Annotated in this window: 21 protein-coding genes; 15 read left to right on the top strand and 6 right to left on the bottom strand. The window is 49.4% G+C overall.

Going from position 1 to position 23,145, the window contains the following annotated elements; genetic code table 11:
- Positions 1-9: 9 nt before the first annotated feature.
- Both pyrE and rph read right to left on the bottom strand, forming a co-directional pair.
- A complete protein-coding gene (gene pyrE / locus ACF2G4_RS14110) occupies positions 10-651 on the bottom strand; it encodes an orotate phosphoribosyltransferase (RefSeq protein ID WP_215848144.1) in 642 nt (213 codons plus the stop codon).
- 49 nt (positions 652-700) lie between these two features.
- Positions 701-1,417, bottom strand: coding sequence for a ribonuclease PH (gene rph / locus ACF2G4_RS14115; RefSeq protein WP_215848143.1), 717 nt, complete (start codon positions 1,415-1,417; stop codon positions 701-703).
- A 148-nt stretch (positions 1,418-1,565) separates the two neighbouring features.
- Between rph and ACF2G4_RS14120 the strand changes: the two genes are divergently transcribed.
- On the top strand, positions 1,566-2,750 hold the full coding sequence (locus ACF2G4_RS14120) for a NupC/NupG family nucleoside CNT transporter (RefSeq protein WP_243079976.1): 1,185 nt from the start codon (positions 1,566-1,568) through the stop codon (positions 2,748-2,750).
- A 35-nt stretch (positions 2,751-2,785) separates the two neighbouring features.
- On the opposite strand, the gene ACF2G4_RS14125 is transcribed toward ACF2G4_RS14120, so the two are convergent.
- Positions 2,786-3,211 carry a DUF3574 domain-containing protein gene (locus ACF2G4_RS14125; protein ID WP_409075008.1) on the bottom strand — a complete coding sequence of 142 codons (426 nt, stop codon included), beginning with the start codon at positions 3,209-3,211 and terminating at the stop codon, positions 2,786-2,788.
- A 156-nt stretch (positions 3,212-3,367) separates the two neighbouring features.
- On the opposite strand from ACF2G4_RS14125, the gene ACF2G4_RS14130 reads away from it, so the two are divergent.
- The 6 genes from ACF2G4_RS14130 to ACF2G4_RS14155 all read left to right on the top strand — a co-directional run bounded on the left by ACF2G4_RS14130 (position 3,368) and on the right by ACF2G4_RS14155 (position 9,383).
- Positions 3,368-4,231, top strand: coding sequence for a YicC/YloC family endoribonuclease (locus tag ACF2G4_RS14130; protein ID WP_215848140.1), 864 nt, complete (start codon positions 3,368-3,370; stop codon positions 4,229-4,231).
- A gap of 819 nt (positions 4,232-5,050) precedes the next feature.
- Complete coding sequence (lpxP, locus tag ACF2G4_RS14135; RefSeq protein ID WP_243079973.1) at positions 5,051-5,974, top strand: kdo(2)-lipid IV(A) palmitoleoyltransferase; 924 nt, start codon at positions 5,051-5,053, stop codon at positions 5,972-5,974.
- A gap of 294 nt (positions 5,975-6,268) precedes the next feature.
- The gene (locus ACF2G4_RS14140) at positions 6,269-7,411 is read left to right on the top strand and encodes an alanine racemase (protein WP_409075009.1); all 1,143 of its coding nucleotides are present in this window, start codon (positions 6,269-6,271) and stop codon (positions 7,409-7,411) included.
- A gap of 136 nt (positions 7,412-7,547) precedes the next feature.
- Positions 7,548-7,943: a polyketide cyclase gene (locus tag ACF2G4_RS14145; protein ID WP_243079971.1), complete on the top strand. Its 396-nt coding sequence runs from the start codon at positions 7,548-7,550 to the stop codon at positions 7,941-7,943.
- Positions 7,944-8,378: 435 nt separating this feature from the next.
- Positions 8,379-8,645, top strand: a complete 267-nt coding sequence (locus tag ACF2G4_RS14150; RefSeq protein WP_215848137.1) for a hypothetical protein — start codon at positions 8,379-8,381, stop codon at positions 8,643-8,645.
- Between the two features lie 93 nt (positions 8,646-8,738).
- Positions 8,739-9,383 (top strand): oligosaccharide flippase family protein, encoded by a 645-nt coding sequence (locus ACF2G4_RS14155; protein WP_215848136.1) that lies wholly within the window; start codon positions 8,739-8,741, stop codon positions 9,381-9,383.
- A gap of 60 nt (positions 9,384-9,443) precedes the next feature.
- Here ACF2G4_RS14155 and ACF2G4_RS14160 read toward each other — a convergent pair whose 3' ends face one another.
- Positions 9,444-10,130, bottom strand: a complete 687-nt coding sequence (locus ACF2G4_RS14160) for a LuxR C-terminal-related transcriptional regulator (protein ID WP_409075010.1) — start codon at positions 10,128-10,130, stop codon at positions 9,444-9,446.
- Positions 10,131-10,430: 300 nt separating this feature from the next.
- Here ACF2G4_RS14160 and ACF2G4_RS14165 point away from each other — a divergent pair, with 300 nt between their 5' ends.
- The gene (locus ACF2G4_RS14165) at positions 10,431-11,048 is read left to right on the top strand and encodes a trimeric intracellular cation channel family protein (protein ID WP_243079969.1); all 618 of its coding nucleotides are present in this window, start codon (positions 10,431-10,433) and stop codon (positions 11,046-11,048) included.
- Here ACF2G4_RS14165 and ligB read toward each other — a convergent pair.
- The gene (gene ligB / locus ACF2G4_RS14170; RefSeq protein WP_409075977.1) at positions 10,986-12,728 is read right to left on the bottom strand and encodes an NAD-dependent DNA ligase LigB; all 1,743 of its coding nucleotides are present in this window, start codon (positions 12,726-12,728) and stop codon (positions 10,986-10,988) included. The genes ACF2G4_RS14165 and ligB overlap by 63 nt on opposite strands.
- A 267-nt stretch (positions 12,729-12,995) precedes the next feature.
- Between ligB and gmk the strand changes: the two genes are divergently transcribed.
- The 7 genes from gmk (at position 12,996) to ACF2G4_RS14205 (ending at position 22,111) form a co-directional block, all read left to right on the top strand.
- Complete coding sequence (gmk, locus tag ACF2G4_RS14175) at positions 12,996-13,619, top strand: guanylate kinase (protein WP_215848369.1); 624 nt, start codon at positions 12,996-12,998, stop codon at positions 13,617-13,619.
- 54 nt (positions 13,620-13,673) lie between these two features.
- Entirely contained in the window at positions 13,674-13,949 is a 276-nt protein-coding gene (rpoZ, locus tag ACF2G4_RS14180; protein WP_003851346.1) for a DNA-directed RNA polymerase subunit omega, read from the top strand.
- 20 nt (positions 13,950-13,969) lie between these two features.
- A complete protein-coding gene (gene spoT, locus ACF2G4_RS14185) occupies positions 13,970-16,075 on the top strand; it encodes a bifunctional GTP diphosphokinase/guanosine-3',5'-bis pyrophosphate 3'-pyrophosphohydrolase (protein ID WP_409075011.1) in 2,106 nt (701 codons plus the stop codon).
- A gap of 3 nt (positions 16,076-16,078) precedes the next feature.
- Positions 16,079-16,774 carry a tRNA (guanosine(18)-2'-O)-methyltransferase TrmH gene (gene trmH / locus ACF2G4_RS14190; RefSeq protein WP_215848132.1) on the top strand — a complete coding sequence of 232 codons (696 nt, stop codon included), beginning with the start codon at positions 16,079-16,081 and terminating at the stop codon, positions 16,772-16,774.
- Entirely contained in the window at positions 16,771-18,849 is a 2,079-nt protein-coding gene (gene recG / locus ACF2G4_RS14195; protein ID WP_215848131.1) for an ATP-dependent DNA helicase RecG, read from the top strand. Before trmH ends, recG begins: the two co-directional genes overlap by 4 nt.
- A gap of 90 nt (positions 18,850-18,939) precedes the next feature.
- On the top strand, positions 18,940-20,313 hold the full coding sequence (locus tag ACF2G4_RS14200) for an NCS2 family protein (protein WP_215848130.1): 1,374 nt from the start codon (positions 18,940-18,942) through the stop codon (positions 20,311-20,313).
- A gap of 118 nt (positions 20,314-20,431) precedes the next feature.
- The gene (locus tag ACF2G4_RS14205; RefSeq protein ID WP_215848129.1) at positions 20,432-22,111 is read left to right on the top strand and encodes an AsmA family protein; all 1,680 of its coding nucleotides are present in this window, start codon (positions 20,432-20,434) and stop codon (positions 22,109-22,111) included.
- Positions 22,112-22,138: 27 nt separating this feature from the next.
- Here the strand turns inward: ACF2G4_RS14205 and fabY are convergent, their stop codons facing one another.
- On the bottom strand, positions 22,139-23,086 hold the full coding sequence (gene fabY / locus ACF2G4_RS14210; protein ID WP_215848128.1) for a fatty acid biosynthesis protein FabY: 948 nt from the start codon (positions 23,084-23,086) through the stop codon (positions 22,139-22,141).
- Between the last annotated feature and the right edge of the window lie 59 nt (positions 23,087-23,145).

The following is a 23,145-nucleotide window of genomic DNA, read 5'->3' on the forward strand; positions in this document are numbered from 1 at the left end:
GCCTTTCGCTTAAATTCCGTAAGATTTTTGGTAAGCACGTACCTGCGCTAAATGATCGGCCATTTCTGGCTTCTCTTCCAAATAAGCAATCAAATCTTTCAGCGTAATAATGGCGGTGACTTTGCATTTATAGTCACGTTCCACTTCCTGAATCGCTGAAATATCGCCACGCCCACGCTCTTGGCGATCCAGTGAAATCAATACGCCTGCCAGCGTCGCATTGTGCGCGCTGATAATATCCATTGATTCGCGAATTGCCGTACCCGCGGTGATAACGTCGTCCACCAGCATGATGCGTCCTTCAAGCGGACTGCCTACCAGCAAACCGCCTTCGCCATGATCTTTCGCTTCTTTGCGGTTAAAGCAGTAAGGAACGTCACGGTCGTGATGATCGGCTAACGCAACTGCGGTGGTGGTGGCGATGGGGATGCCTTTATAAGCGGGACCAAACAGCAGATCAAAATCCACACCGCCATCGACCAGCGCTTGCGCGTAAAAGCGTCCTAACAGCGCTAAATCCCGTCCGCTGTTAAACAGACCGGCGTTAAAGAAATAGGGGCTTTTGCGCCCAGACTTTAAAGTGAACTCACCGAACTTGAGCACCTGCTTGTTCAAGGCGAATTCAATAAACTGACGCTGCCAGGATTTCATCTCTTACTCCTCAAATAAAGAAAAGGCGACTCTATGGTCGCCTGTTACATCAATTTTCCAGTGCGGCCTTCTGCGCCTGAATTAGCTCTTCAATCCCGCCTCGCGCCAGCGCCAGCAGCGCCAGCAACTCTTCGTGACTGAACGGTTCGCCTTCAGCGGTGCCCTGCACCTCGATCATGCGACCGTCTTCCATCATCACGACGTTCATGTCGGTTTCAGCAGCGGAATCTTCAACATATTCCAGGTCGCACAGTGCTTCGCCGTTGACGATGCCGACAGAAATTGCAGCAACCATGCCTTTCATCGGATTAGCTTTCAGCTTGCCCGCTGCTACCAACTTGTTCAATGCATCGGCTAGCGCGACGCAAGCACCTGTAATAGAGGCAGTACGCGTACCGCCATCAGCTTGAATGACGTCGCAATCGAGGGTGATAGTGAATTCACCCAAGGCTTTGAGATCAACAGCAGCACGCAGTGAGCGAGCAATCAGGCGCTGAATTTCCAGCGTACGACCACCTTGTTTGCCTTTGGCAGCTTCACGCGCCATACGGCTGTGCGTTGAACGCGGCAGCATGCCATATTCGGCGGTGACCCAGCCCTGACCTTGGCCTTTGAGGAAACGCGGAACGCCTTCGTCCACCGTGGCAGTGCAAAGCACTTTGGTTTCACCGAATTCCACCAAAACGGAACCTTCAGCGTGTTTGGTGTAATTGCGGGTCAATGTGACGGGACGCACCTGTTGTGCGCTACGGCCTGCTGGACGCATGGTAATCTCCGGCTTGCTAATGATTGGCTGCGCATTATACGGACTTCCATGCCTGCTGTCTCTTGCTGCGGCCTCTCGCTTTGCGAGATGAAATTATGCGTCGACTGTGGCTAAATGCCCCTCTCTTTCTCTTTCAAATATAAAAAACATGGCCGCTATTCTTCATTTCCTGCTCGCGCTGGTGGTGATTTTCGCCCTTGCGCTATTGGTCAGTCATGACCGCAAACAGATTCGCCCACGCTTTATCATTCAACTGATTGTTATAGAAGCCGCTTTGGGTTGGTTCTTTCTGCATTCTGCCAGCGGACTGGCGCTGGTCGGCTCGGTTGGCGGATTTTTTGAAACGCTGCTGGGCTTTGCCGCACAAGGTACTGAGTTCGTGTTTGGCGGCATGAGTAAACAAGGTTTAGCGTTTATCTTCCTGGGCGTGCTTTGTCCGATTGTCTTTATCTCCGCGCTCATTGGTATTTTGCAGCATTGGCGAATTCTGCCGCTGCTGATTCGCCTGGTGGGAACGCTGCTGTCAAAGATCAACGGCATGGGCAAGCTTGAGTCGTTTAACGCCGTAAGCACCCTGATTCTGGGCCAATCGGAAAACTTTATCGCCTATAAAGGTATCCTTGGCGATATTCCACCTAAGCGCCTTTACACCATGGCTGCCACGGCAATGTCCACGGTTTCGCTCTCCATTGTCGGTGCATATATGACAATGATTGATGCCAAGTATGTGGTCGCAGCTCTGCTGCTTAATATGTTTAGCACCTTCATTATTCTGTCCATCATTAATCCGGGTAATAACCAAGACCAGCAGGAAATTGCACTGGATAAACTGCATGAAGATCAGAGCTTTTTTGAAATGCTGGGTGAATACATCCTGGCGGGTTTCAAAGTGGCGATGATTATTCTGGCCATGCTGATTGGATTTATTGCGTTGATTGCGGCTGTGAATGCGCTGTTTGCGGCGGTGTTTGGCTATAGCTTCCAGCAGTTACTGGGTTATGTGTTTTATCCATTTGCCTGGCTGGTTGGCATTCCCTCGGCAGATGCATTGCAGGCGGGTAGCATCATGGCAACGAAGCTGGTCGCCAATGAATTTGTCGCCATGATTGAACTGCAAAAAGTGGCTGCAGGTATGAGTCCACGTGGATTAGGCATTCTGTCAGTGTTCCTGGTGTCGTTTGCCAACTTTGCTTCCATCGGCATCGTTGCCGGGGCAATCAAAGGCCTGAACGAACAACAGGGCAACGTAGTTTCACGTTTTGGCTGGAAACTGGTTTATGGCTCAACGCTGGTAAGCCTGTTGTCAGCTGCCTTTGCGGGACTGTTTATTTAAGACGAAGCGGCGGCCTGCGAGCCGCCTATTCTCGCTTAAAAGCTGACGCAAACCGGCGCATCCACGCGCATCACCGATTCCTGACCAAAACGTTTTTTATAAACGCTGCGCAACGCTTCTATCGGTGCATTACTTTCAGCATTGATACTGTGAATCAACATCAACGCTTTGCTGTTCTCACGTGCCAGTTGACCATTCTCACCCAGCCATTGACCTTTCGCCTCATAAACGGACAAGCCCTGCTTGAAACGTGGCGTGACCTCTTTATCGACAAAATTCATCCAATCGAGCGAACTCACCGTGCCGCCTTGCGGCTTACTCAGACCGAACCACAGCGTGGTCTGTATCATCACGTCGCCACCAGCACAAATCGGTTGCGGCTTCGTGGGTGGTGCGGGCGGTGTCTTGCAGCCTGCCAGTAACAAAGCCAGCGCAAGAGGAAGGGCAATAACGCGAGCCATTCGTGTTCCTCAATAAATAAGTCAGACTTAATCATAAGTGCCTGTGGTTTAAAGGGGAAATGTTTCCTATTCCTGATTCTGCTGCGCTTATGCCTGTTATGCGCTGCGCTGCCTCGCTATACTTCACTCAATCTTTCTGAAAAATGAGTAACGCTTATGATCCGCAGTATGACCGCTTATGCCCGCCGCGATGCAAAAGGCGAATGGGGCAGCGCCGCCTGGGAGCTGCGTTCCGTAAACCAACGCTATCTTGAAACGTATATCCGCTTGCCGGAACAATTTCGTGGTCTGGAGCCAGTGATCCGCGAACGCATTCGCCAACGCCTGACGCGAGGTAAAATTGAGTGCAACCTGCGTTTTGATGCGAACCCGAGTGCACAAGGTGAACTGATGCTCAATGAAGCGCTGGCAAAACAGCTGGTGCAAGCGGGCAATTGGGTCAAAATGCAGAGCGATGAAGGCGCGATTAATCCCATGGATATTTTGCGTTGGCCTGGCGTGATGTCGGCGAAAGAGCAGGATCTCGATGCGATTAACACTCAGCTGCTGCAAGCGCTGGATGGCGCGCTGGATGATTTCATTGCCGCGCGTGAAAGCGAAGGTACTGCACTGAAAGCGATGATCGAACAACGTCTGGAAGGCGTATCGCAGGAAGTGATCAAGGTCCGCGCACAAATGCCTGAAGTCATTAAATGGCAGCGTGAGCGTTTGGTGGCGAAGCTGGAAGATGCTGAAGTGCAGCTGGAAAACAATCGCCTTGAGCAAGAGCTGGTAATGATGGCGCAGCGTGTTGATGTGTCAGAAGAACTGGATCGCCTCGAAGCGCATGTTAAAGAAACCTATAACATCCTGAAAAAGAAAGAAGCCGTTGGCCGTCGCCTCGACTTTATGATGCAGGAGTTTAATCGCGAATCGAATACGCTGGCATCAAAGTCAATCAATGCTGAGATCACCACCTCCGCGATTGAGCTGAAGGTACTGATTGAACAGATGCGCGAGCAGATTCAGAACATCGAGTAACAGTATTCAGAAGCGACGCAGAATGTTGCCAAGCCCGTCCGTGCGGGCTTTTTTGTTAACACAGATGAAATGGTCTTGTGACTAAGGTGCATTCACTTTTCTGTCTGCCTTGGGTTTAGAACAATCATCAGCTTGGTATAAATCGTATTCAGTTTGTTTTCCACGATGGCATTTTTAACAGATAAATAATCTCGTGTGATCAAGATTTTAAACTCGCATTTATGTGTATTCCTGTTAATCATCGCGCTTATCGACCCGCGTTGTCTTAAATGCCTCGAAACGGTCAAATTTCAAACACCTCATGCGATATAATGAATAAATGAGGCGAGATAAACATGTGCTTGACCATTAAATGCGCTTTCTTATCCGCTAAATATTTTATGAAAATTTATGCGTTGTTTGTTTTTACTGCGTTTTAATGACGGTTCAGGTCTGGTTGGCAAACCTCTTTATGCTCAACGTTTTTGTTTGTTAGTAACGTAAATAAATTGCTGTAAACTGCCGTGTAAGTAATGCGTAATGATTAATAAGAAATAATTTCCAGACAGGTCTCATTAGCGCATCAGCCCAAGATTCCTTTATAATTAACGAACTTACTAAACCACTGTTAAATATCGCTTTTATCTCATGCCATCCACTTTATTTGTTAAGCTATGTGCCCTCCATGAATCCAATCAATCCTGTAGATTCTGGAGTTTACCTTTCTTTGAAGGCACTATTTGATAAAGTGCTGGTCGAAATCAGTACAGCTGTACCGCCTGGGGAACTCATGGAAATGCTCTTTGTGCGATACATCCATTTATTCCATAAAGGTTAGCAATGAAAATCACCGGACAATTTAGCGCCTCGCTGCTGCATCCGCGCTACTGGGTCACCTGGTTTGGCTTGGGCGTGCTCTGGCTATTGGTCCAACTTCCCTATCCCATTCTTATCCGCCTCGGTGCGGGCGCGGGTAAAATCTCACGTCATTTTTTACAACGCCGTGAACGCATTACACGTCGCAATATCGAGCTTTGTTTCCCTAACATCAGTGATGAAGAAGCTGAGCGTATGATTGCAGGTAACTTTGCTTCGCTGGGCATGGCATTGGCAGAAACCGGTATTGCCTGGTTTTGGTCCGACCGCGCGGTTAAGCGCCTGTTTAAGGTATCCGGTTTAGCTAATTTGCATTCCGCGCAAAATGAAAAACGCGGAGTCATGCTGATTGGTGTGCATTTTATGTCTCTGGAACTGGGCGGCCGAATCAGCGGCTTATGCCAGCCGATGATGGCAATGTATCGTCCACACAACAATCTAGCGATGGAGTATGTGCAGACCAAAGGTCGCATGCGCTCCAACAAAGCGATGATTGACCGTCGCGATCTACGCGGCATGGTGCATGCATTAAAACAGGGTGAATCGGTGTGGTTCGCCCCCGATCAGGATTACGGCCCGAAAGGCAGCACCTTTGCGCCCTTGTTCGCCGTGGAAAAAGCAGCAACCACCAACGGCACATTTGTTTTATCGCGTTTAGCGAAACCGGCTATGGTGCCTATCATGCTGATTCGTAACCCGAATAATGATGGTTATCATTTGATCATCGAACCTGCGTTAGAAAATTACCCGCATAATGATGAAGCGGCGGCGGCAGCCTATATGAATAAGGTCATCGAAAACCAGATCCTGCGTGCACCAGAGCAATACCTTTGGCTGCATCGCCGTTTTAAAACGCGTCCACCAGGCGAAGCGTCACTTTACGTCTAACCTTTACGTTCGATAGAAAAAGCAGGCTTTGAGCCTGCTTTTTTTTGCGTGATTGTTTGTCCAGCAGCCGATTCAAACCAGGTTTTCCCGACGCATCCAGTTGATCTTATCTTGGCAACCTCAGCAATTTCCCCCGCTCACATACTCCACGTAGCTCAGCCAGGTTCCATGAGGAGAGTATTAAGGAAGAATTCAGGTAATGACTTTCAGAAAGCACTATCAAAAGCTGTCTGGCATTCGTATAAAAATTGATGAATGATGTCTGCTTTAAGCAAGCCAATGCAGGAATTTCGTATGGATATGAACAGCGCCGACAACTGGCAACGCCCTCTTTTTGACGATCGCCTTACGCCTTTCATCGAAGTCGATGCACAACGACTTGAACAGAATCTTCAGCGCATGCAGGCAAAAGCAGATAACGCTGGCGTGGCGCTACGCCCTCACATCAAGACCCACAAAAGTGTGTTTATTGCGCGCCGCCAGCAAGAGTTAGGCGCACAAGGTATTACGGTATCGAAGCCGAGTGAAGGTGTGAGTTTTTTACGTGGCGGAGCGCGCGACTTGCTGCTGGCTTATCCCGTAGTCCGTGCTGAAAGCATCGCGGAGTTATTACAACAGGCAGCACAGCAACAAGCGAAAATCACTTTAATTGTTGATGCGCTACACGGCGTCGCGGCGATAGCTGAAGCACAGCGTAAACAGCCTGATTGTGAACTTGCCGTGGCAATCAAAGTGGATGTGGGTTTGCATCGCATTGGGGTTAATCCCCATAACGATGAGGCGATAAAACTGGCGCAAGCACTCAGACAAAACGGGCTACGCTTTGCTGGATTGGTTTCACACGCAGGTCATGCTTATGGTGCCGGAAATCCAGCGGCTATTAGCAAGATCGCAATACAAGAAGCGCAACTGATGTTTGCGCTGCAAGCCCAACTGCACCAGGCAGGCTTCAACATTTGTCCCGTGTCCGTGGGATCGACGCCGACTGCATTGGCCGCCAATGTTGTGCCTGGCACACACGAAATCCGCCCTGGAAATTATGCACTACTCGATCTCACTGCCTGTCGCCTTGGATTAAGTAGCGTGGATGAGTTAGCCCTTAGCGTTATCACGCGTGTGGTAGCCGTGAATGAGCACTTTGCTATTGTAGATGCAGGCTCAAAAATGTTGAGCTCTGATAAAGGGCCGCACGGTACTAACGCCAGCGGCTTCGGCATAGCGGTAGACGAGATGGGTAATACTTATGAGGTCAGCAAGTTATCTGAGGAACATGGTTTTATCGTTTATCAGGATATTCGCCCTGTGGTTGGCAGCTTGCTTCGTATCTTTCCCAATCACAGTTGCGCAGTGATGGCGCAATCTGACAGCTTTGTCTTACGCCATGCAGATGGTCGCGGCCAAGTTGAACCTGTGTCAGCACGCGGCAACTTTATCTGATCGATCACTAACGGGCAGCACGCAAGGCTGTCCTTTGTACGAACTTAACCTCATCGACCCCACACTTCTGCCTGTGTAACGTTTTCCCGGTTTCACCCTCATGCTTTAATGAATTTTTGATCCTTCAGGAGGTAACATGCTGTCCTCACAAACCCTTAGCATGACTATTGCGCGTAACTGGCTAGATCTTTATGAAACGATTTGGAAACCGGAGTTTTTTCCCAAGTGGGCATCGGGATTAAGCGGCAATACGCTTGAGCCAGAAGGAACGCATTGGCGAGCACAAGGTCCGGAAGGAAAAATCAAGATTCGCTTCACTTCTCATAATCCATTTGGCGTGATGGATCACTGGATAAATAACGGCGTAGGCAAAGAAATTTATATGCCAATGCGAGTAATTGCTAATGAGCAAGGCGCAGAAGTCTTGATCACCGTTTATCGTCAACCATTGATGTCAGAAGAGAAGTTTTCTAAAGATATTGAATGGGTTAGGAAAGATCTTGCTCAACTTAACAAATTGCTTACTGAATAAAATCAATGGATTAAGTTTTTTTGGAACTTGAGTTATCTCTGGCTTTTTATAAAAATATTTTGAAATTTTTCTTAGAAAAAGCATAAACACATCATCAGCCTCTTGCTCCCGCATTTGCACTTATAACCAGTTTTGCTTAACCATTATTGCCAGGGAAAATCCTGGTAGTAATGGTCTCATAAGCTGCTATCCCCTTTGATTTCATGCATTTTTATCTCTTCATAAAAATGGAACCGCTTCCATAGAAGCTTTCAATCTATACAACGTTCAATAATGAATGTCTTACAGCAATTAAAATCTATCATGAATGGCATGAAACCATTATTTCCTGAGTGGCTTTAATCAGAGTTTTCTTATGGTGTTAATTTAAATAAAACACGGTATAAATCTCCTTACACACAGCAACACCTATAAAAATAACACCAGGAAAAAATAATGGAACGCTCAACCTATCCTTTGTTATCAGAAAAAGAGTTTGTTGAGATAGCTGGAAGGATTCTGGCTGGAGAATATACAACTACAACAGGATTCATTCGTGATCTGGCGGATTTTTTGCTAACAGCAGGAGATTCTGCCATTACACGGAATCGTGAATACTCCAGGGACATTTATTTTTTATCTGAACATCATTTAATTGAATCAATAATAACATGGCAAGCCTGGCAAGGTATTTCAGGACTTAGACCAGAAAAATTGCATTGATCTCTTGTACTACCTACTGTGTTACAGCAATCACAGCTTGCCGTTACACGAAGAATAACTTCGAACTGGTACATGTACCATAACGAGCATATTATGGCTATACATGAAAGAAGTCTCACAAGCGCAAAATGGTCTCTTCTCTCTTCAATTAAAATCATTGGCATTGGTGTATTACAGCTTTCTTTATTAGCACAGATTCTGCAGGCGAATGAACTAAACCTGCTTGCCATTGCCGTAGTTGGATTATTAGCTGTAGATGCTTTAGCAGACCGCGGATTTTCTAATTCACTTATTCGCTATCGCATGCTTTCAATAAACGATCTTTCGACACTTTATTGGGGCAATGTTCTAACTGGCGTGTTGATTTGTGCCTTCTTATTCCTCGGCAGCGACGTACTTAGCCGCATTTTTAACCAGCCGGAACTGGCGGTTATGCTTGAGATGGTGTCGGTTGTCTTTATCATTATCCCGCAAGGCCAGCAATATCGCGCTATATTACAGCGTGAAAAGCAATATAGCTGCATTGCTTTCACTGAAATGTCCTCAGTAATAGCGGGTCTGGCTGTCACACTCTTTACGGTATTATTAACACCTTCAGTATTATGCGCAATTTGGGGTTATCTGGCGATGGCATCTATACGTATGTTGATGTATTGCTATTACGGCCGCTCATGGTTCCAGCCCGAATATCGCTTTAACTTTAAATCATTTTCTCAAATTCGCGCAAGAAACGTATAATAAAAGCAAGTCTGTATGGTGGGCTCTGGGCATCTAAACGATGCATTCGCGTGCTGTTAATCAGCACGCTTTTTCTTTTTGAAAATTCACTTCCTGCCATTTATCTGCATCGCTTATTTTGATTGCATTGACTATCATCCTCAATTCATCAATGACCATGAACAAGTCTGCCAAATCATTTTTGGTATTAATTTTCAGTTTTTTTAATGCATTTAGTTTGTAGGCACTCACGGTTTTATAATTAAGACTGAGTTCTTTGCCGATGTGCTCGATACTGCAATTCCATGCCATCATCAGCAGAATACGCAACTGCCGGTCTGGCAAAATAATTTCCGCACGATCCCTCATCCCTTTGCGTTCTTCTCCGCCATTTATTCTATATGTCAGCTGCTGGCGTAATGCAGAATGAGAAACTTTCAGATCCATAATTTCCAGGGTAGGTAAAAAGCAACTCATTGACCGTAATACGGGAATGAGGCGGCGCGTCATTACCAATACAGGTAAAGCGGGAAAAGCATGCTGTAATTGAAAGAGAACATTAAAGGTACCTGCCAACGGCATATTTTCATGAAATATGCAGACGATCATCCGAGGTTGGCGCAGTTCGCACTGCGTTAAAATGTCGCTAAAAGACCAGACTTCGTGCGCTTGCCACTGCGGAAAAAGTGCCGCTAGCGTATGATGAATACCTACAGCTGCCAGCCGATCAGAAGAGTAAAAGAGAATCTTGGATGCGCGGTTTTTCATTCCCGTCCTGAAGGTCATTATGCTGTGAGCCAAAAGTTAAGCGTTATACAAACGTTCTCTTCATAAGCGACGCCTAAAAAGCCGAGCTTAATTTGTCAGCAATAAATAACTTTCTTTGTTAAAGCGCATATAATTTACCTAAAGTGAAGTTTAAAGATTTTAATCCATCCCATTGATTTTTATATCATTATTCACCATTAACACTTAACCCTTTCATTCACTTTTTTGGATAAGCGAAAAACTCAGTAGCCGTTACGCGCTTAACACCGTAGCCTTGCTGCCGACTTTCTGGAGCCTGCTATGTTACTTACTGTTCTCTATATTATTGGTATTACTGCAGAAGCGATGACCGGCGCGCTTGCTGCAGGACGGCGTAAAATGGATCTGTTTGGCGTAATAATCATTGCTTCTGTCACTGCGATTGGCGGAGGTTCGGTACGCGATATCCTGCTGGGTCATTACCCCCTCGGATGGGTTAAAAACCCCGAATATATTATGATTGTTGCCGCTGCTGCCGTCGTCACTACCGTGGTTGCTCCGTTGATGACCCACTTGCGAAAAGTGTTCCTGGTGTTGGACGCCTTGGGTTTAGTGGTGTTTTCAATCATCGGTGCTCAGGTAGCATTAGATACCGGCCATGCAATGATTATCGCCGCGATTAGTGCAGTGATTACCGGCGTATTTGGTGGCGTGCTACGCGATATGTTTTGTAATCGTATTCCTTTGGTATTCCAGAAAGAGCTCTATGCCGGTATCGCGTTCGCGTCTGGCTGGATGTACATACTGCTGTTAAAAACACCGTTGGCACACGAAGCCGTGGTGATCATTACGCTGCTGTTCGGTTTCTTTGCCCGTTTACTGGCGCTGCGCTTCCGTCTCGGCCTGCCGATTTTCAACTACCCTCACCCGGAACATTGATGTCGTTGCAGGAATGCCTTGATGCTGTAAAAAAGTGATAAGCGATCGCAGCTCGGTATCCTGCAACATCATAACAATCCGTTGTGCTAATACATTGCCAACGCCTGGCAACGCCTGCCATGTTTGTACATTGCGCTGCAATATTGAGTCCCAGCCGCTATCCGTTAATGCATTCAAGGCTTTGCGCGGCAAAGGTATGCCTAAAGCGTGAATCCAGCGCCGCAATGGTTGCTGTCGTGTCAGATTAAAGCGGTGCCAAATCTGCTCTGCTCGCTCAGGTGAAATGCTTGCCGCGGCGGTGATCTGTTCGGGCGTTAATGTCAGCCATGAAAAAAGATGCGTGATGCCGGGTTTTTCCAGTAAGCGCAACCAAGTGCTGCGTTGTACGCCTGCAATATCAAGCACAGATTTTTGGCTAAGCCAATTCAGTCTTGCCACTAGCTGTTTCTGACAGTCAGGTGTGAAGTGATAACAACTCAGCGGTGTGAAATTTGCGGCATCTGGCTGTTGAGGATAATCACGTTCTGTCACACGCCAGATTACCCTTTCTAATTTTGGGATCCCTTGACCCGCCAGGCTGATGATGACCTGGTCACCAGCAATCACATCGTATTCTCGCCAACGGGTTAATGAGCCGACATTCACACGTCTGACGGTTTTATCATCCAGCTGAACCGGCTGTAGATTAAGTACCACAGCAATCTTTCCGGTACGCCCTATTGAGAAATCGACCGAGAGCACTTCACTGCTCACCTCTGGCGGCTGATATTTCCAGGCCACGGCCCAATCGCCTTGACCGGGCAACCAGCTTTTCCCTTTAGGCCGAGAAGCCTGATGTATAACCACGCCATCGGTGACAAAAGGCAGTTGCGCGTGAAACCATCGGTTACGCCAGCCAGCGACATCGTCTTCATCCTTAACGCTTTTGCTCCATTGCGCTGCAAGATCAAAGCCCCATTGCGTAAGCTGTTGCAAACGATCGGCCATATCTGAAGGTCCATCTGGCCAACCCCAAATGAAAATGGCTATCTCGGTCAGTAAGGGGCTCGCTTTTTTACTCATCATGGCACCGGCAACCTGCGCCCGAGCATTTTTACCTCCCGCAATAGCCTGGTGATGATCGGACATCTTCAGAAAGAGCTCGCCCTGTAAAATTACATCTTCGAGCTCACTTTCAATAGACAGCGGAATGGCAGGAATCATCGCCGCTTTAGCCAACCACTCTTCACCGCGTAATCCATCTCCACGACTGATAAGCGAAACCAATTTGCCATGCCGATAGACTAAAGATACCGCTACACCATCGACTTTAGGCTGGACCCAAAGATCGTCGCGGTTTTGCATCCAGTATCCGACTGCCAGCTTGTCACGTAGTTTTTTGACGCCAGTATGGGCGACAGGATGAAAGGTTGAACCACCAGAAGGTAATTGCGACTGATAGTCAGCCGCAGAAGATTCAAAACAGCGCTGCCATTGCGATAAGCGCTGTAGCAAACTGTCGTAATCATTATCAGTCACTGGACTCACACCTTCTCGGTAATAGGCATCATCCCACTTCTGTAATTGCTGTTGAAGTTGACTCATTTCATTGTGAGCGCGAGCAGGCGTCCAGGCTGGACATTGTGCGGATTGCTTATCAAATTGGGCAGCAGAGAGTGAAAATGCTGTAGTGATGAGCATCAAAGCCAATGTGAAAATCCGTTTCATCTTTTGTCTCCTGACGTTTTTTGTCATTCAACACTTTTACATTCACTTCAACCAGTTGGACGCTTATTCCTTGGGAGAGATTACGCAGAATTTCACTTTGCGTTACATATAGAACGCAGTGTTATGCGCGACGATACGCAAAAGTTTACCCGTCACCGCTGCGCAAACGCTGCGTGTCGACGGCAAGCTGTGTATACTCTGCAGAAAATCGACTCCGCTATTATTCAATTCAAGAAAATCATGGCTCAAGGCACGCTCTATATAGTTTCCGCCCCAAGCGGCGCAGGTAAATCCAGCCTGATTCAGGCACTTTTAAAGACACAGCCGCTGTACGATACGCAGGTGTCTGTTTCGCATACCACCCGCGGCGTACGCCCGGGCGAAACGCATGGCGAACATTATTTTTTCGTTCAAAAAGAAGAATTTGAAAAAATGATCGCCGAAGACGCTTTCCTTGAGCATGCAAAGGTTTTTGACAACTATTACGGCACTTCGCGTAAAGCGATTGAGCAAGTCCTCGCTACCGGCGTTGACGTATTTCTTGATATTGACTGGCAAGGCGCGCAGCAAATTCGTGCCAAAATGCCCAGCGCACGCAGCATCTTCGTTTTACCGCCGTCGAAAGACGAACTGGATCGCCGCTTGCGGGGCCGTGGCCAAGACAGCGAAGAGGTGATTACACGTCGCATGGCGCAGGCAGTGGCCGAAATGAGCCATTACGCCGAGTACGATTATTTAATTGTGAATGATGATTTTGATCTGGCGCTTTCCGATCTTAAAACCATTATTCGCGCAGAGCGTTTACGTATGGCACGCCAGAAGGCGCGTCATGATGCTTTAATCAGCAAATTATTGGCAGTCTGAATACAGTTTCAGTATGATGCCCAGTCATTTCTTCATCTGTGGAGTAGCACACCTATGGCACGCGTAACCGTTCAGGACGCAGTAGAAAAAGTTGGTAATCGTTTTGACCTGGTGTTGGTCGCTGCACGTCGTGCACGTCAGATGCAGGTAGGCGGCAAAGATCCGCTGGTTCCAGAAGAGAACGATAAACCTACCGTTATCGCATTGCGCGAAATCGAAGAAGGTTTGGTCACCAATCAGATTTTAGATGTGCGTGATCGTCAGGAGCAGCAAGAGCAGGAAGCCGCTGAATTACAAGCTGTTACCGCTATCGCTGAAGGTCGTCGTTAACAGCAACCTGCAGGTCAACCTTGTATCTGTTTGAAAGCCTCAATCAACTGATTGAAAAATACTTGCCAGAGGAGCATATCAAGCACCTCCAGCAAGCTTACCTTGTTGCACGTGATGCTCACGAGGGACAGACTCGCTCCAGCGGCGAGCCTTACATCACCCATCCTGTCGCTGTAGCCTGTATTCTGGCAGAAATGAAGCTCGACCATGAAACACTCATGGCCGCGCTACTGCATGATGTCATTGAAGACACGCCTGCGACTTATCAGGATATGGAACAGCTGTTCGGCAAAAGTGTTGCTGAGCTGGTGGAAGGCGTTTCAAAGCTGGATAAGCTGAAGTTCCGCGACAAAAAAGAGGCGCAGGCAGAGAACTTCCGCAAGATGATAATGGCGATGGTGCAAGACATCCGCGTCATTCTCATCAAGCTGGCTGACCGCACCCACAACATGCGCACGCTGGGCGCTTTGCGTCCGGATAAACGTCGCCGCATCGCGTTGGAAACGTTAGAGATCTACAGCCCGCTGGCCCACCGCTTAGGTATTCATCACCTTAAAACTGAACTGGAAGAGCTGGGCTTTGAAGCCTTGTATCCTAATCGTTATCGGGTGATTAAAGAGGTGGTAAAAGCAGCGCGCGGTAACCGTAAAGAGATGATCCAGAAGATTCTTTCTGAGATTGATGGCCGACTGCAAGAAGCCGGTATTCCCTGCCGCGTCAGCGGTCGAGAAAAGCATCTCTACTCGATCTACCGCAAAATGACGCTGAAAGAGCAGCGTTTTCACTCGATCATGGATATCTATGCCTTTCGCGTCATCGTGAAAGATTTGGATACCTGTTATCGCGTACTCGGTCAGATGCACAGCTTATATAAGCCGCGTCCTGGTCGCGTCAAAGATTACATCGCCATCCCCAAGGCCAACGGCTATCAATCGCTGCATACCTCCATGATCGGCCCGCACGGCGTTCCGGTGGAGGTTCAGATTCGTACTGAAGATATGGATCAGATGGCAGAAATGGGGGTCGCCGCGCACTGGGCTTACAAACAGGCGGGTGAAAGTGGCACCACCGCGCAAATACGCGCTCAGCGTTGGCTGCAAAGCTTGCTGGAGTTGCAACAAAGCGCGGGCAGTTCCTTTGAATTTATCGAAAGCGTGAAATCCGATCTCTTTCCAGATGAGATCTATGTGTTTACGCCTGAAGGTCGCATTGTCGAATTACCGACTGACTCGACGCCTGTGGATTTTGCCTATGCGGTGCATACCGATATCGGTCATGCCTGTGTTGGCGCACGCGTTGATCGCCAGCCTTATCCGCTGTCGCAACCGCTGGCTAGCGGTCAAACCGTCGAAATTATTACCGCACCAGGCGCTCGCCCGAACGCTGCCTGGCTTAATTTTGTCGTTAGCTCGAAAGCGCGCGCCAAGATTCGCCAGTTGCTGAAGAACCTCAAACGTGAAGACTCCGTTAATCTGGGCCGTCGCTTGCTTAGTCACGCGCTAGGCGGTAGCCGCAAGCTGGCAGAAGTGCCGCCTGCGAGCATCAAGCAAGAGCTTGACCGAATGAAGCTGACGTCGCTTGATGATCTACTGGCAGAAATTGGCCTCGGCAATGCAATGAGCGTAGTGGTGGCAAAAAACCTGACGCAAACGGGTTCTACGCAATCGGGAAGCAGTAAGCGTGGCAAGTTGCCGATCAAAGGCGCCGATGGCGTGTTGATCACCTTTGCAAAATGCTGCCGACCGATTCCAGGCGATCCGATTGTCGCTCACGTAAGTCCAGGTAAAGGCTTGGTCGTGCACCATGAATCGTGTCGAAACATTCGCGGTTATCAGAAAGAACCAGAAAAATTCATGCCGGTGGAGTGGGACAAAGTCACCGAACAAGAATTTGTAGCCGAGATTAAAGTCGACATGTTCAATCATCAGGGTGCGCTGGCAAATTTGACGGCAGCGATTAATACCGCCGGTTCTAATATTCAGAGCTTGAACACGGAAGAGCGCGATGGCCGCGTTTACAGCGCCTTTATCCGCCTGACCGCGCGCGATCGCGTCCATCTGGCCAATATCATGCGTAAAATCCGCGTGATGCCAGACGTGATCAAAGTTCATCGTAATCGTAATTAGTCCATGAACGATCAAAGATTTGCGCGTATTCAAGAGATGCTGGCCTTGCGCCAGCACGATCTTACCGTCTGCATGGAACAGGTGCACAAGCCGCATAACGTCTCTGCAGTGATTCGTACCGCTGATGCCGTCGGCATTCATGAAGTCCACGCCGTTTGGCCAAGTCAACGTATGCGAACTCAAGTTTCCGCTTCGGCAGGCAGTAATAGCTGGGTCAAAGTGGTCACACATCGCAACATTCGCGAAGCGGTAAAGCACCTGAAAGACCAAAAAATGCAGGTCCTTGCGACGCATCTTTCTGACAGCGCCGTAGACTTTCGTGAAATTGATTACACCAAACCCACCTGTATTCTGATGGGTCAGGAAAAAACCGGCATCACCGAAGAAGCGCTCGCGCTGGCCGATCAGGACATTATTATTCCTATGGTTGGCATGGTGCAGTCATTGAACGTTTCGGTTGCCTCCGCACTGATCCTTTATGAAGCACAGCGTCAACGTCAAAACGCTGGCCTTTATCAACGCGACTACAGCTTGCTGGATGAAGCAGAGCAGCAACGTTTGCTGTTTGAAGGCGGTTATCCGGTGCTGGCCCGCGTGGCTAATCAAAAAGGCTTGCCCTATCCGCACATCAATACGCAAGGCGAAGTGGAAGCCGATGCTGATTGGTGGGCCACCATGCAAGCCAAAGGTAAAAAATGAAAGGTCGCCTGCTGGATGCCATCCCGCTCAGTACCCTGACCGGCGTCGGCGCCAGTCAGGCAGCGAAACTTGCCAAAATTGACCTGCACACCATTCAAGACTTACTGCTGCATCTGCCGCTACGCTACGAAGACCGCACCCAACTTTACGCCATTGATGATTTGCTGCCCGGCATTTGGGCCACGGTAGAAGGCGAAGTGTTGCATTCTGAAATCACTTTTGGTCGTCGCCGTATGATGGTGTGCCAAATCAGTGATGGCAGCGGCGTGCTGACGTTGAGGTTCTTCAACTTTAACGCTGGGATGAAAAATGGCCTTGCGCCAGGCCGTCGCGTTACTGCATACGGCGAAATCAAACGCGGCCAGCGTGGCGCTGAAATCATCCATCCTGAATACCGTATTCAGGGCGAACACAGCAATGTGGCGCTGGAAGAGACGCTAACGCCGGTTTATCCCACCACGGAAGGCATTCGCCAGGCGACTCTACGTAACCTGACCGATCAAGCGCTGACACTGCTGGAAAGCTGCCCAATTGCTGAGTTACTTCCGCAAGAATTAAGCGGCGGACTGATCAGCCTGCCGGATGCACTGCGCACATTGCACCGTCCACCACCCGATTTAAAATTAAGCGAACTGGAGAGCGGGCGTCATCCGGCTCAACGTCGACTGATTCTTGAAGAGCTTTTAGCACACAATCTCAGCATGTTGGCCGTTCGCGCTGGCGCACAGCGCTATTACGCTTTACCGATGCCGGCACGTCATAACCTCAGCGAGCAATTGCTGGCAGCGCTGCCTTTCTCGCCGACCAACGCGCAAAAAAGGGTAGTGCAAGAGATTGAAAAAGATTTAGCCAACGATTTCCCGATGATGCGTTTAGTACAAGGTGATGTCGGTTCTGGTAAAACGCTGGTTGCGGCATTGTCTGCACTAAACGTTATTGCGCATGGCAAACAGGTTGCACTCATGGCACCGACTGAACTGCTGGCTGAGCAGCACGCGGCCAATTTCCGGCAGTGGTTTGCGCCGCTGGGTATTGAGGTGGGTTGGTTAGCCGGAAAACAAAAAGGCAAAGCACGCCAGGCACAGCAAGATGCTATCGCTAATGGCGATGTCGCAATGGTGGTTGGCACGCATGCATTGTTTCAGGAACAGGTACAGTTCAACGGCCTGGCCTTGGTGATTATTGATGAGCAACATCGCTTTGGTGTACATCAACGCCTGGCGCTCTGGGAAAAAGGCGAAGAGCAAGGTTTCCATCCGCATCAGTTAATCATGACTGCCACGCCCATTCCCCGCACTCTCGCGATGACCGCGTATGCCGATCTTGATACGTCGACCATCGATGAACTGCCGCCAGGCCGCACGCCAGTCACCACAGTCGCTATCCCCGATAGTCGCCGTGATGAAATCATGACGCGCGTTGAGCATGCTTGCCGGGAAGGCCGTCAGGCATATTGGGTTTGTACGCTAATTGAAGAGTCAGAGTTGCTGGAAGCGCAAGCGGCGGAAGCGAGTTGGGAAGCCTTAAAAAATGCATTGCCTGATTTGAATATTGGGCTGGTTCATGGCCGCATGAAACCGGCAGAGAAGCAGGCAGTTATGCAGGCCTTCAAGGCTAATGAGCTGCAATTACTGGTAGCCACCACCGTTATTGAAGTTGGCGTTGACGTGCCTAATGCCAGTCTGATGATTATCGAAAACCCTGAGCGCCTGGGTTTGGCGCAGCTTCATCAGCTGCGCGGGCGCGTTGGGCGAGGTGCCGTCGCGTCACATTGCGTATTGCTCTATAAAGCACCACTCAGCAAAACCGCGCAGAAGCGGTTGCAGGTGCTGCGCGACAGCAATGATGGCTTTGTCATCGCGCAGTTCGATTTAGAAATACGTGGGCCTGGCGAGTTATTAGGAACACGCCAAACTGGCAATGCTGAATTCAAAGTTGCGGACCTTTTGCGCGACCAGGCGATGGTACCAGAAGTGCAGCGCGTCGCACGCCACATCCACCAGCACTATCCCGAACAGGCCAGCGCCTTGATTGAACGCTGGCTACCGGAAAATGTCCGTTATACCAACGTCTAACCGGCGTTTTTTATCACCATTGGGCAAACGATTGCTTTTGTCTCGCGGATGATTACAATCGCCACACTATTTTTCTGGGAACAGCAAAAGATGTCCAGCAATCCGCAGCAAAGCCAACCTTCCGTCAGTCAAAGTGAACTCATTTACCGTCTTGAAGATCGTCCGCCGCTGCCGCAAACCCTGTTTGCCGCCTGTCAGCATCTGCTGGCCATGTTCGTTGCGGTAATTACACCTGCACTGCTGATTTGCCAGGCGCTCGGCCTGCCCGCGCATGATACGCAGCACATCATTAGCATGTCGCTTTTTGCTTCGGGCGTAGCTTCAATCCTGCAGATAAAAACCTGGGGCCCCGTGGGCTCTGGTCTGTTATCGATTCAGGGCACCAGTTTCAACTTTGTGACGCCGCTGATTATGGGTGGAATGGCGCTTAAAAACGGCGGGGCCGATGTGCCAACTATGATGGCAGCGCTGTTCGGCACGTTAATGGTAGCATCTTGTACTGAAATGGTGCTGTCGCGCGTATTGCATCTGGCGCGTCGCATTATTACACCGCTGGTCTCTGGCATTGTCGTGATGATTATCGGTCTTTCGCTGATTCAGGTGGGTTTGACCTCCATTGGCGGCGGCTTTGCGGCGATGAACGATCACAGTTTTGGCGCACCGAAAAACTTGCTGCTGGCAGGCGCTGTGCTGTTAGTGATTATCCTGCTTAATCGTCAGAAAAATGCTTATCTACGCGTTGCTTCGTTGGTGATTGCTATGGCAGTGGGTTATCTGCTTGCCTGGTCATTGGATATGCTGCCACAAACCTCTGCTTCCAGCGATCAGCCGCTGGTTGCCATCCCGATGCCACTTTATTACGGCCTGGGCTTTGACTGGAACCTGCTAATTCCGCTGATGTTGGTTTTTATGGTGACATCACTGGAGACGATTGGCGATATTACTGCGACATCTGACGTTTCTGAACAACCGGTAAGCGGCCCGCTTTATATGAAGCGTCTTAAAGGCGGCGTGCTGGCAAATGGTTTGAATTCTTTTGTTTCGGCACTCTTCAACACATTCCCGAACTCCTGCTTTGGTCAAAACAACGGTGTGATTCAGTTAACCGGTGTTGCCAGCCGTTACGTAGGATTTGTCGTCGCCCTGATGCTGATCGTCCTTGGCCTGTTTCCAGCAGTGAGCGGTTTTGTGCAGCATATTCCAGAACCTGTACTGGGCGGCGCGACGATCGTCATGTTTGGGACTATCGCGGCGTCTGGTGTGCGCATTGTTTCGCGCGAACCGCTGAATCGTCGTGCCATCATGATTATTGCGCTGTCGCTGGCTGTTGGCTTGGGTGTTTCTCAGCAGCCGCTGATCCTGCAATTTGCGCCTGACTGGTTGAAAACGCTGCTTTCTTCTGGCATCGCGGCAGGCGGCATCACCGCTATCGTCTTAAACCTGATCTTCCCTCAGGAAAAGTAATTCTTTAGGCAGGCTTCGGCCTGCCTGCTATTTATTCGGATTTACATCCAGGCGGTTGAGCTGTAACGGTATTTCAGGCATAACAACCTCTGACCGGATTTAACTCGGGATGGATGCAATGAAATTTTTAGGAAAGTTTTTTCTCACCTTAGTGCTGCTGCTGCTGCTCGGCCTGGTCTTTATTTATGTCATGCTGCAAACGCAATGGGGTGCAGGTTGGTTTAGCCGTTGGGTGAGTGACAAAACTGACTGGCATCTCTCCCTGAGTAAGATAGAGCACAATTTCTCTGCCCCTTCTCATATCACACTCGATAATTTCAGTTTTGGTCATGATGGTCAGCCTGCGGTATTGGTCGCAAAACGTGTTGATTTGGGTTTAGCGTTAGTACAGTTCAGCGATCCGCTGCATTTCAGCAGCATTGAATTACGTGACGGCGAAATTAATCTGGCAAACCTGACGCCAACCAGCGCACTGCCGGTTCAGGCTAATCGCCTGCAGTTGAACAATATGCGTGTTGATAGCCCGAATAACGCATTGCCTCTGTTCGCTCAACAGGTTAACGGCGGCATAGTACCGTGGAAACCAACCGCCAGCGATATGCTTGGCCGCGATGCGCAGTTCCAAATGAGTGCAGGCACAATGTCGTTAAACGGTGTACCCGGCGACAACGTACTGATTCAGGGTAGCGTAACGCAAGGACGTATGCTGTTCAGCAATATTGGCGCTGATTTGGCCCGCGGCTCCATGACGGGTAACGGTGAACGCGATGCGCAAGGCAACTGGAAGATTAATCAGCTCCGCCTGAATGATATTCGTCTGCAAACCGCCAGCAATCTGGGCGATTTTTTGCGTCCGTTCCAAAACGTACCGTCAATTTCGATTACTCGTCTGGATATGACCGATGCGCGTTTACAAGGCCCGGATTGGGCAGTTACCGATCTCGATCTAACGCTGAAAAATCTTAACTGGCAAGGCAACGACTGGCAGAGTCAGGATGGTTCGCTGGCGATGAATGCGGGTAACTTTATCAATGGTCGTTTTGAGTTGAATGATCCCATTGTCAACGTCGATTTTTCGCCGCAAGGCATTACGCTGAACCAGTTTAGTTCTCGCTGGGCCAACGGAGTGATACGTGCTGACGGCAATTGGTCACGCAGTGATAAACGCCTCACGCTGGATAATTTGGCGGTGGCCGGATTGGAATATACCTTGCCGGAAAATTGGCGAGTGCGCTGGCAGACTGCATTACCGGACTGGCTAGACTCTGTTTTAGTGACGCGTTTTACCTCTAATCGCAACCTGATCATCGATATTAATCCGGCCTTCCCCTTCCAGATGACTTCATTGGACGGTAATGGAGAAAATGTGCTGCTGGCGCGTCAACATCAATGGGGATTCTGGTCTGGTAAGGTGAACCTGAATGCCGCTGAAGCCACGTTTAACCGCACCGATTTACGTCATCCTTCCATTGCTTTAACGGCTAACGATCAGCAGATTCAAGTGACAGAAATGAGCGCCTTTAATAATAAGGGATTGCTAGAAGGCACCGCTGGCGTGGGACAGCAAGCAGATCGTCCTTTAACGCTTAATCTCACCGGACGCGCAGTTCCGGTAAACGTTTTACAGAACTGGGGATGGCCTGCGCTTTCACTAACCGGGGACAGCAATTTGCAGTTGCATCTCAACGCGGCATTAAAGGCTAATGAACCTTTACGCCCCACCGTAAACGGTAATCTTTCGGTGACAACCGATAACCAGCAATTGCAGCAGAGCATGCAGGCTGGTCAGGTAAAATAACAAAGGGCCGAAATTCGGCCCTTTGTATTAGTTGATTCGGGCGCCAGAACCGCCCTCTTCCAGCGGCCCGTCAGGATCGGCGGGCAGCACAATGTAGACGCCTTCAAATACCGCGCCACACTCATCATCACCAAATAATTCTACCTCCAGCTGCACGCGCGCTTTACGCCCACGTGCCAGACGATCGAGATCGCCACTTAATGAGCCGAGATCGGCGATAGCGCCGGGGCGTCCACTAATAGGCCGACTGTAGCGTATATGTGCATCCGCGAGGATAATCGTGCCGCCCAAATGGCGCTCACGGAGCAGCAGCCAGATTAAACCCCAGCCGGTCAGCGTTGCCAGCGAGAATAAACTGCCCGCAAATAAAGTATGGTGTGGGTTCTGATTACCAGTTTCCGGCATGGTCGTGATGAACTTCTGTCCGGTGTATTGCAGAATGCGAACGCCCATCTTCTCGCTAAGCGGGATATTCTCGTACCACGCCTGCTGGAGCTGGCCGCACCAATCGGCGCGATGCAGGATATCATCCAGCGTGACCACCGGTTTGATCATCAAAAAGTGACGTACCGGCGTGGTTTGCGGCGCAGTAATTTCGCCTTGATTGACATACCCCAGCTTGGCAAAAAACGCCACGGCATCTTCACGGGCGCTACAGGTAACACGCTTTACACCTTCCTGGCGGGCAACCGATTCCAGCGTCATCGCTACCAGCGTACCTAAGCCTTTGCCTTGTACCGAGGGATGAACGGCCAGAAAGCGAATAGCTGCTTCGTTATCAGCATTGATATACAGCCTGCCGATGGCAACGGGATTGCCCTGCTCGTCTACTACCATTTGATGATGCGCTAACGCATCCCATGCATCTCGTTCCGAACCCTGCGGCTGACGCAGCGGTTTTCGCAACATTTCCCAGCGGAACTGATAATAAATATCCAGCTCCTCCGCCGTCTGTGGCACGCGAAGATGATACATAAAGTGATTCTCTCGTTCGGAGCTTGCGTGGCTGTTCCCTTGCCGCTCGGCTAACGACC

The sequence above is a fragment of the Pantoea phytostimulans genome, assembly GCF_046118715.1.
Classification (GTDB): domain Bacteria; phylum Pseudomonadota; class Gammaproteobacteria; order Enterobacterales; family Enterobacteriaceae; genus Pantoea; species Pantoea phytostimulans.

What these genes read in the sequence shown, in the direction of transcription:
- pyrE (WP_215848144.1), bottom strand. Translation starts at nt 651, where the DNA reads ATGAAATCCTGGCAGCGTCAGTTTATTGAATTCGCCTTGAACAAGCAG.
- rph (WP_215848143.1), bottom strand. Translation starts at nt 1,417, where the DNA reads ATGCGTCCAGCAGGCCGTAGCGCACAACAGGTGCGTCCCGTCACATTG.
- ACF2G4_RS14120 (WP_243079976.1), top strand. Translation starts at nt 1,566, where the DNA reads ATGGCCGCTATTCTTCATTTCCTGCTCGCGCTGGTGGTGATTTTCGCC.
- ACF2G4_RS14125 (WP_409075008.1), bottom strand. Translation starts at nt 3,211, where the DNA reads ATGGCTCGCGTTATTGCCCTTCCTCTTGCGCTGGCTTTGTTACTGGCA.
- ACF2G4_RS14130 (WP_215848140.1), top strand. Translation starts at nt 3,368, where the DNA reads ATGATCCGCAGTATGACCGCTTATGCCCGCCGCGATGCAAAAGGCGAA.
- lpxP (WP_243079973.1), top strand. Translation starts at nt 5,051, where the DNA reads ATGAAAATCACCGGACAATTTAGCGCCTCGCTGCTGCATCCGCGCTAC.
- ACF2G4_RS14140 (WP_409075009.1), top strand. Translation starts at nt 6,269, where the DNA reads ATGGATATGAACAGCGCCGACAACTGGCAACGCCCTCTTTTTGACGAT.
- ACF2G4_RS14145 (WP_243079971.1), top strand. Translation starts at nt 7,548, where the DNA reads ATGCTGTCCTCACAAACCCTTAGCATGACTATTGCGCGTAACTGGCTA.
- ACF2G4_RS14150 (WP_215848137.1), top strand. Translation starts at nt 8,379, where the DNA reads ATGGAACGCTCAACCTATCCTTTGTTATCAGAAAAAGAGTTTGTTGAG.
- ACF2G4_RS14155 (WP_215848136.1), top strand. Translation starts at nt 8,739, where the DNA reads ATGGCTATACATGAAAGAAGTCTCACAAGCGCAAAATGGTCTCTTCTC.
- ACF2G4_RS14160 (WP_409075010.1), bottom strand. Translation starts at nt 10,130, where the DNA reads ATGAAAAACCGCGCATCCAAGATTCTCTTTTACTCTTCTGATCGGCTG.
- ACF2G4_RS14165 (WP_243079969.1), top strand. Translation starts at nt 10,431, where the DNA reads ATGTTACTTACTGTTCTCTATATTATTGGTATTACTGCAGAAGCGATG.
- ligB (WP_409075977.1), bottom strand. Translation starts at nt 12,728, where the DNA reads ATGCTCATCACTACAGCATTTTCACTCTCTGCTGCCCAATTTGATAAG.
- gmk (WP_215848369.1), top strand. Translation starts at nt 12,996, where the DNA reads ATGGCTCAAGGCACGCTCTATATAGTTTCCGCCCCAAGCGGCGCAGGT.
- rpoZ (WP_003851346.1), top strand. Translation starts at nt 13,674, where the DNA reads ATGGCACGCGTAACCGTTCAGGACGCAGTAGAAAAAGTTGGTAATCGT.
- trmH (WP_215848132.1), top strand. Translation starts at nt 16,079, where the DNA reads ATGAACGATCAAAGATTTGCGCGTATTCAAGAGATGCTGGCCTTGCGC.
- recG (WP_215848131.1), top strand. Translation starts at nt 16,771, where the DNA reads ATGAAAGGTCGCCTGCTGGATGCCATCCCGCTCAGTACCCTGACCGGC.
- ACF2G4_RS14200 (WP_215848130.1), top strand. Translation starts at nt 18,940, where the DNA reads ATGTCCAGCAATCCGCAGCAAAGCCAACCTTCCGTCAGTCAAAGTGAA.
- ACF2G4_RS14205 (WP_215848129.1), top strand. Translation starts at nt 20,432, where the DNA reads ATGAAATTTTTAGGAAAGTTTTTTCTCACCTTAGTGCTGCTGCTGCTG.
- fabY (WP_215848128.1), bottom strand. Translation starts at nt 23,086, where the DNA reads ATGTATCATCTTCGCGTGCCACAGACGGCGGAGGAGCTGGATATTTAT.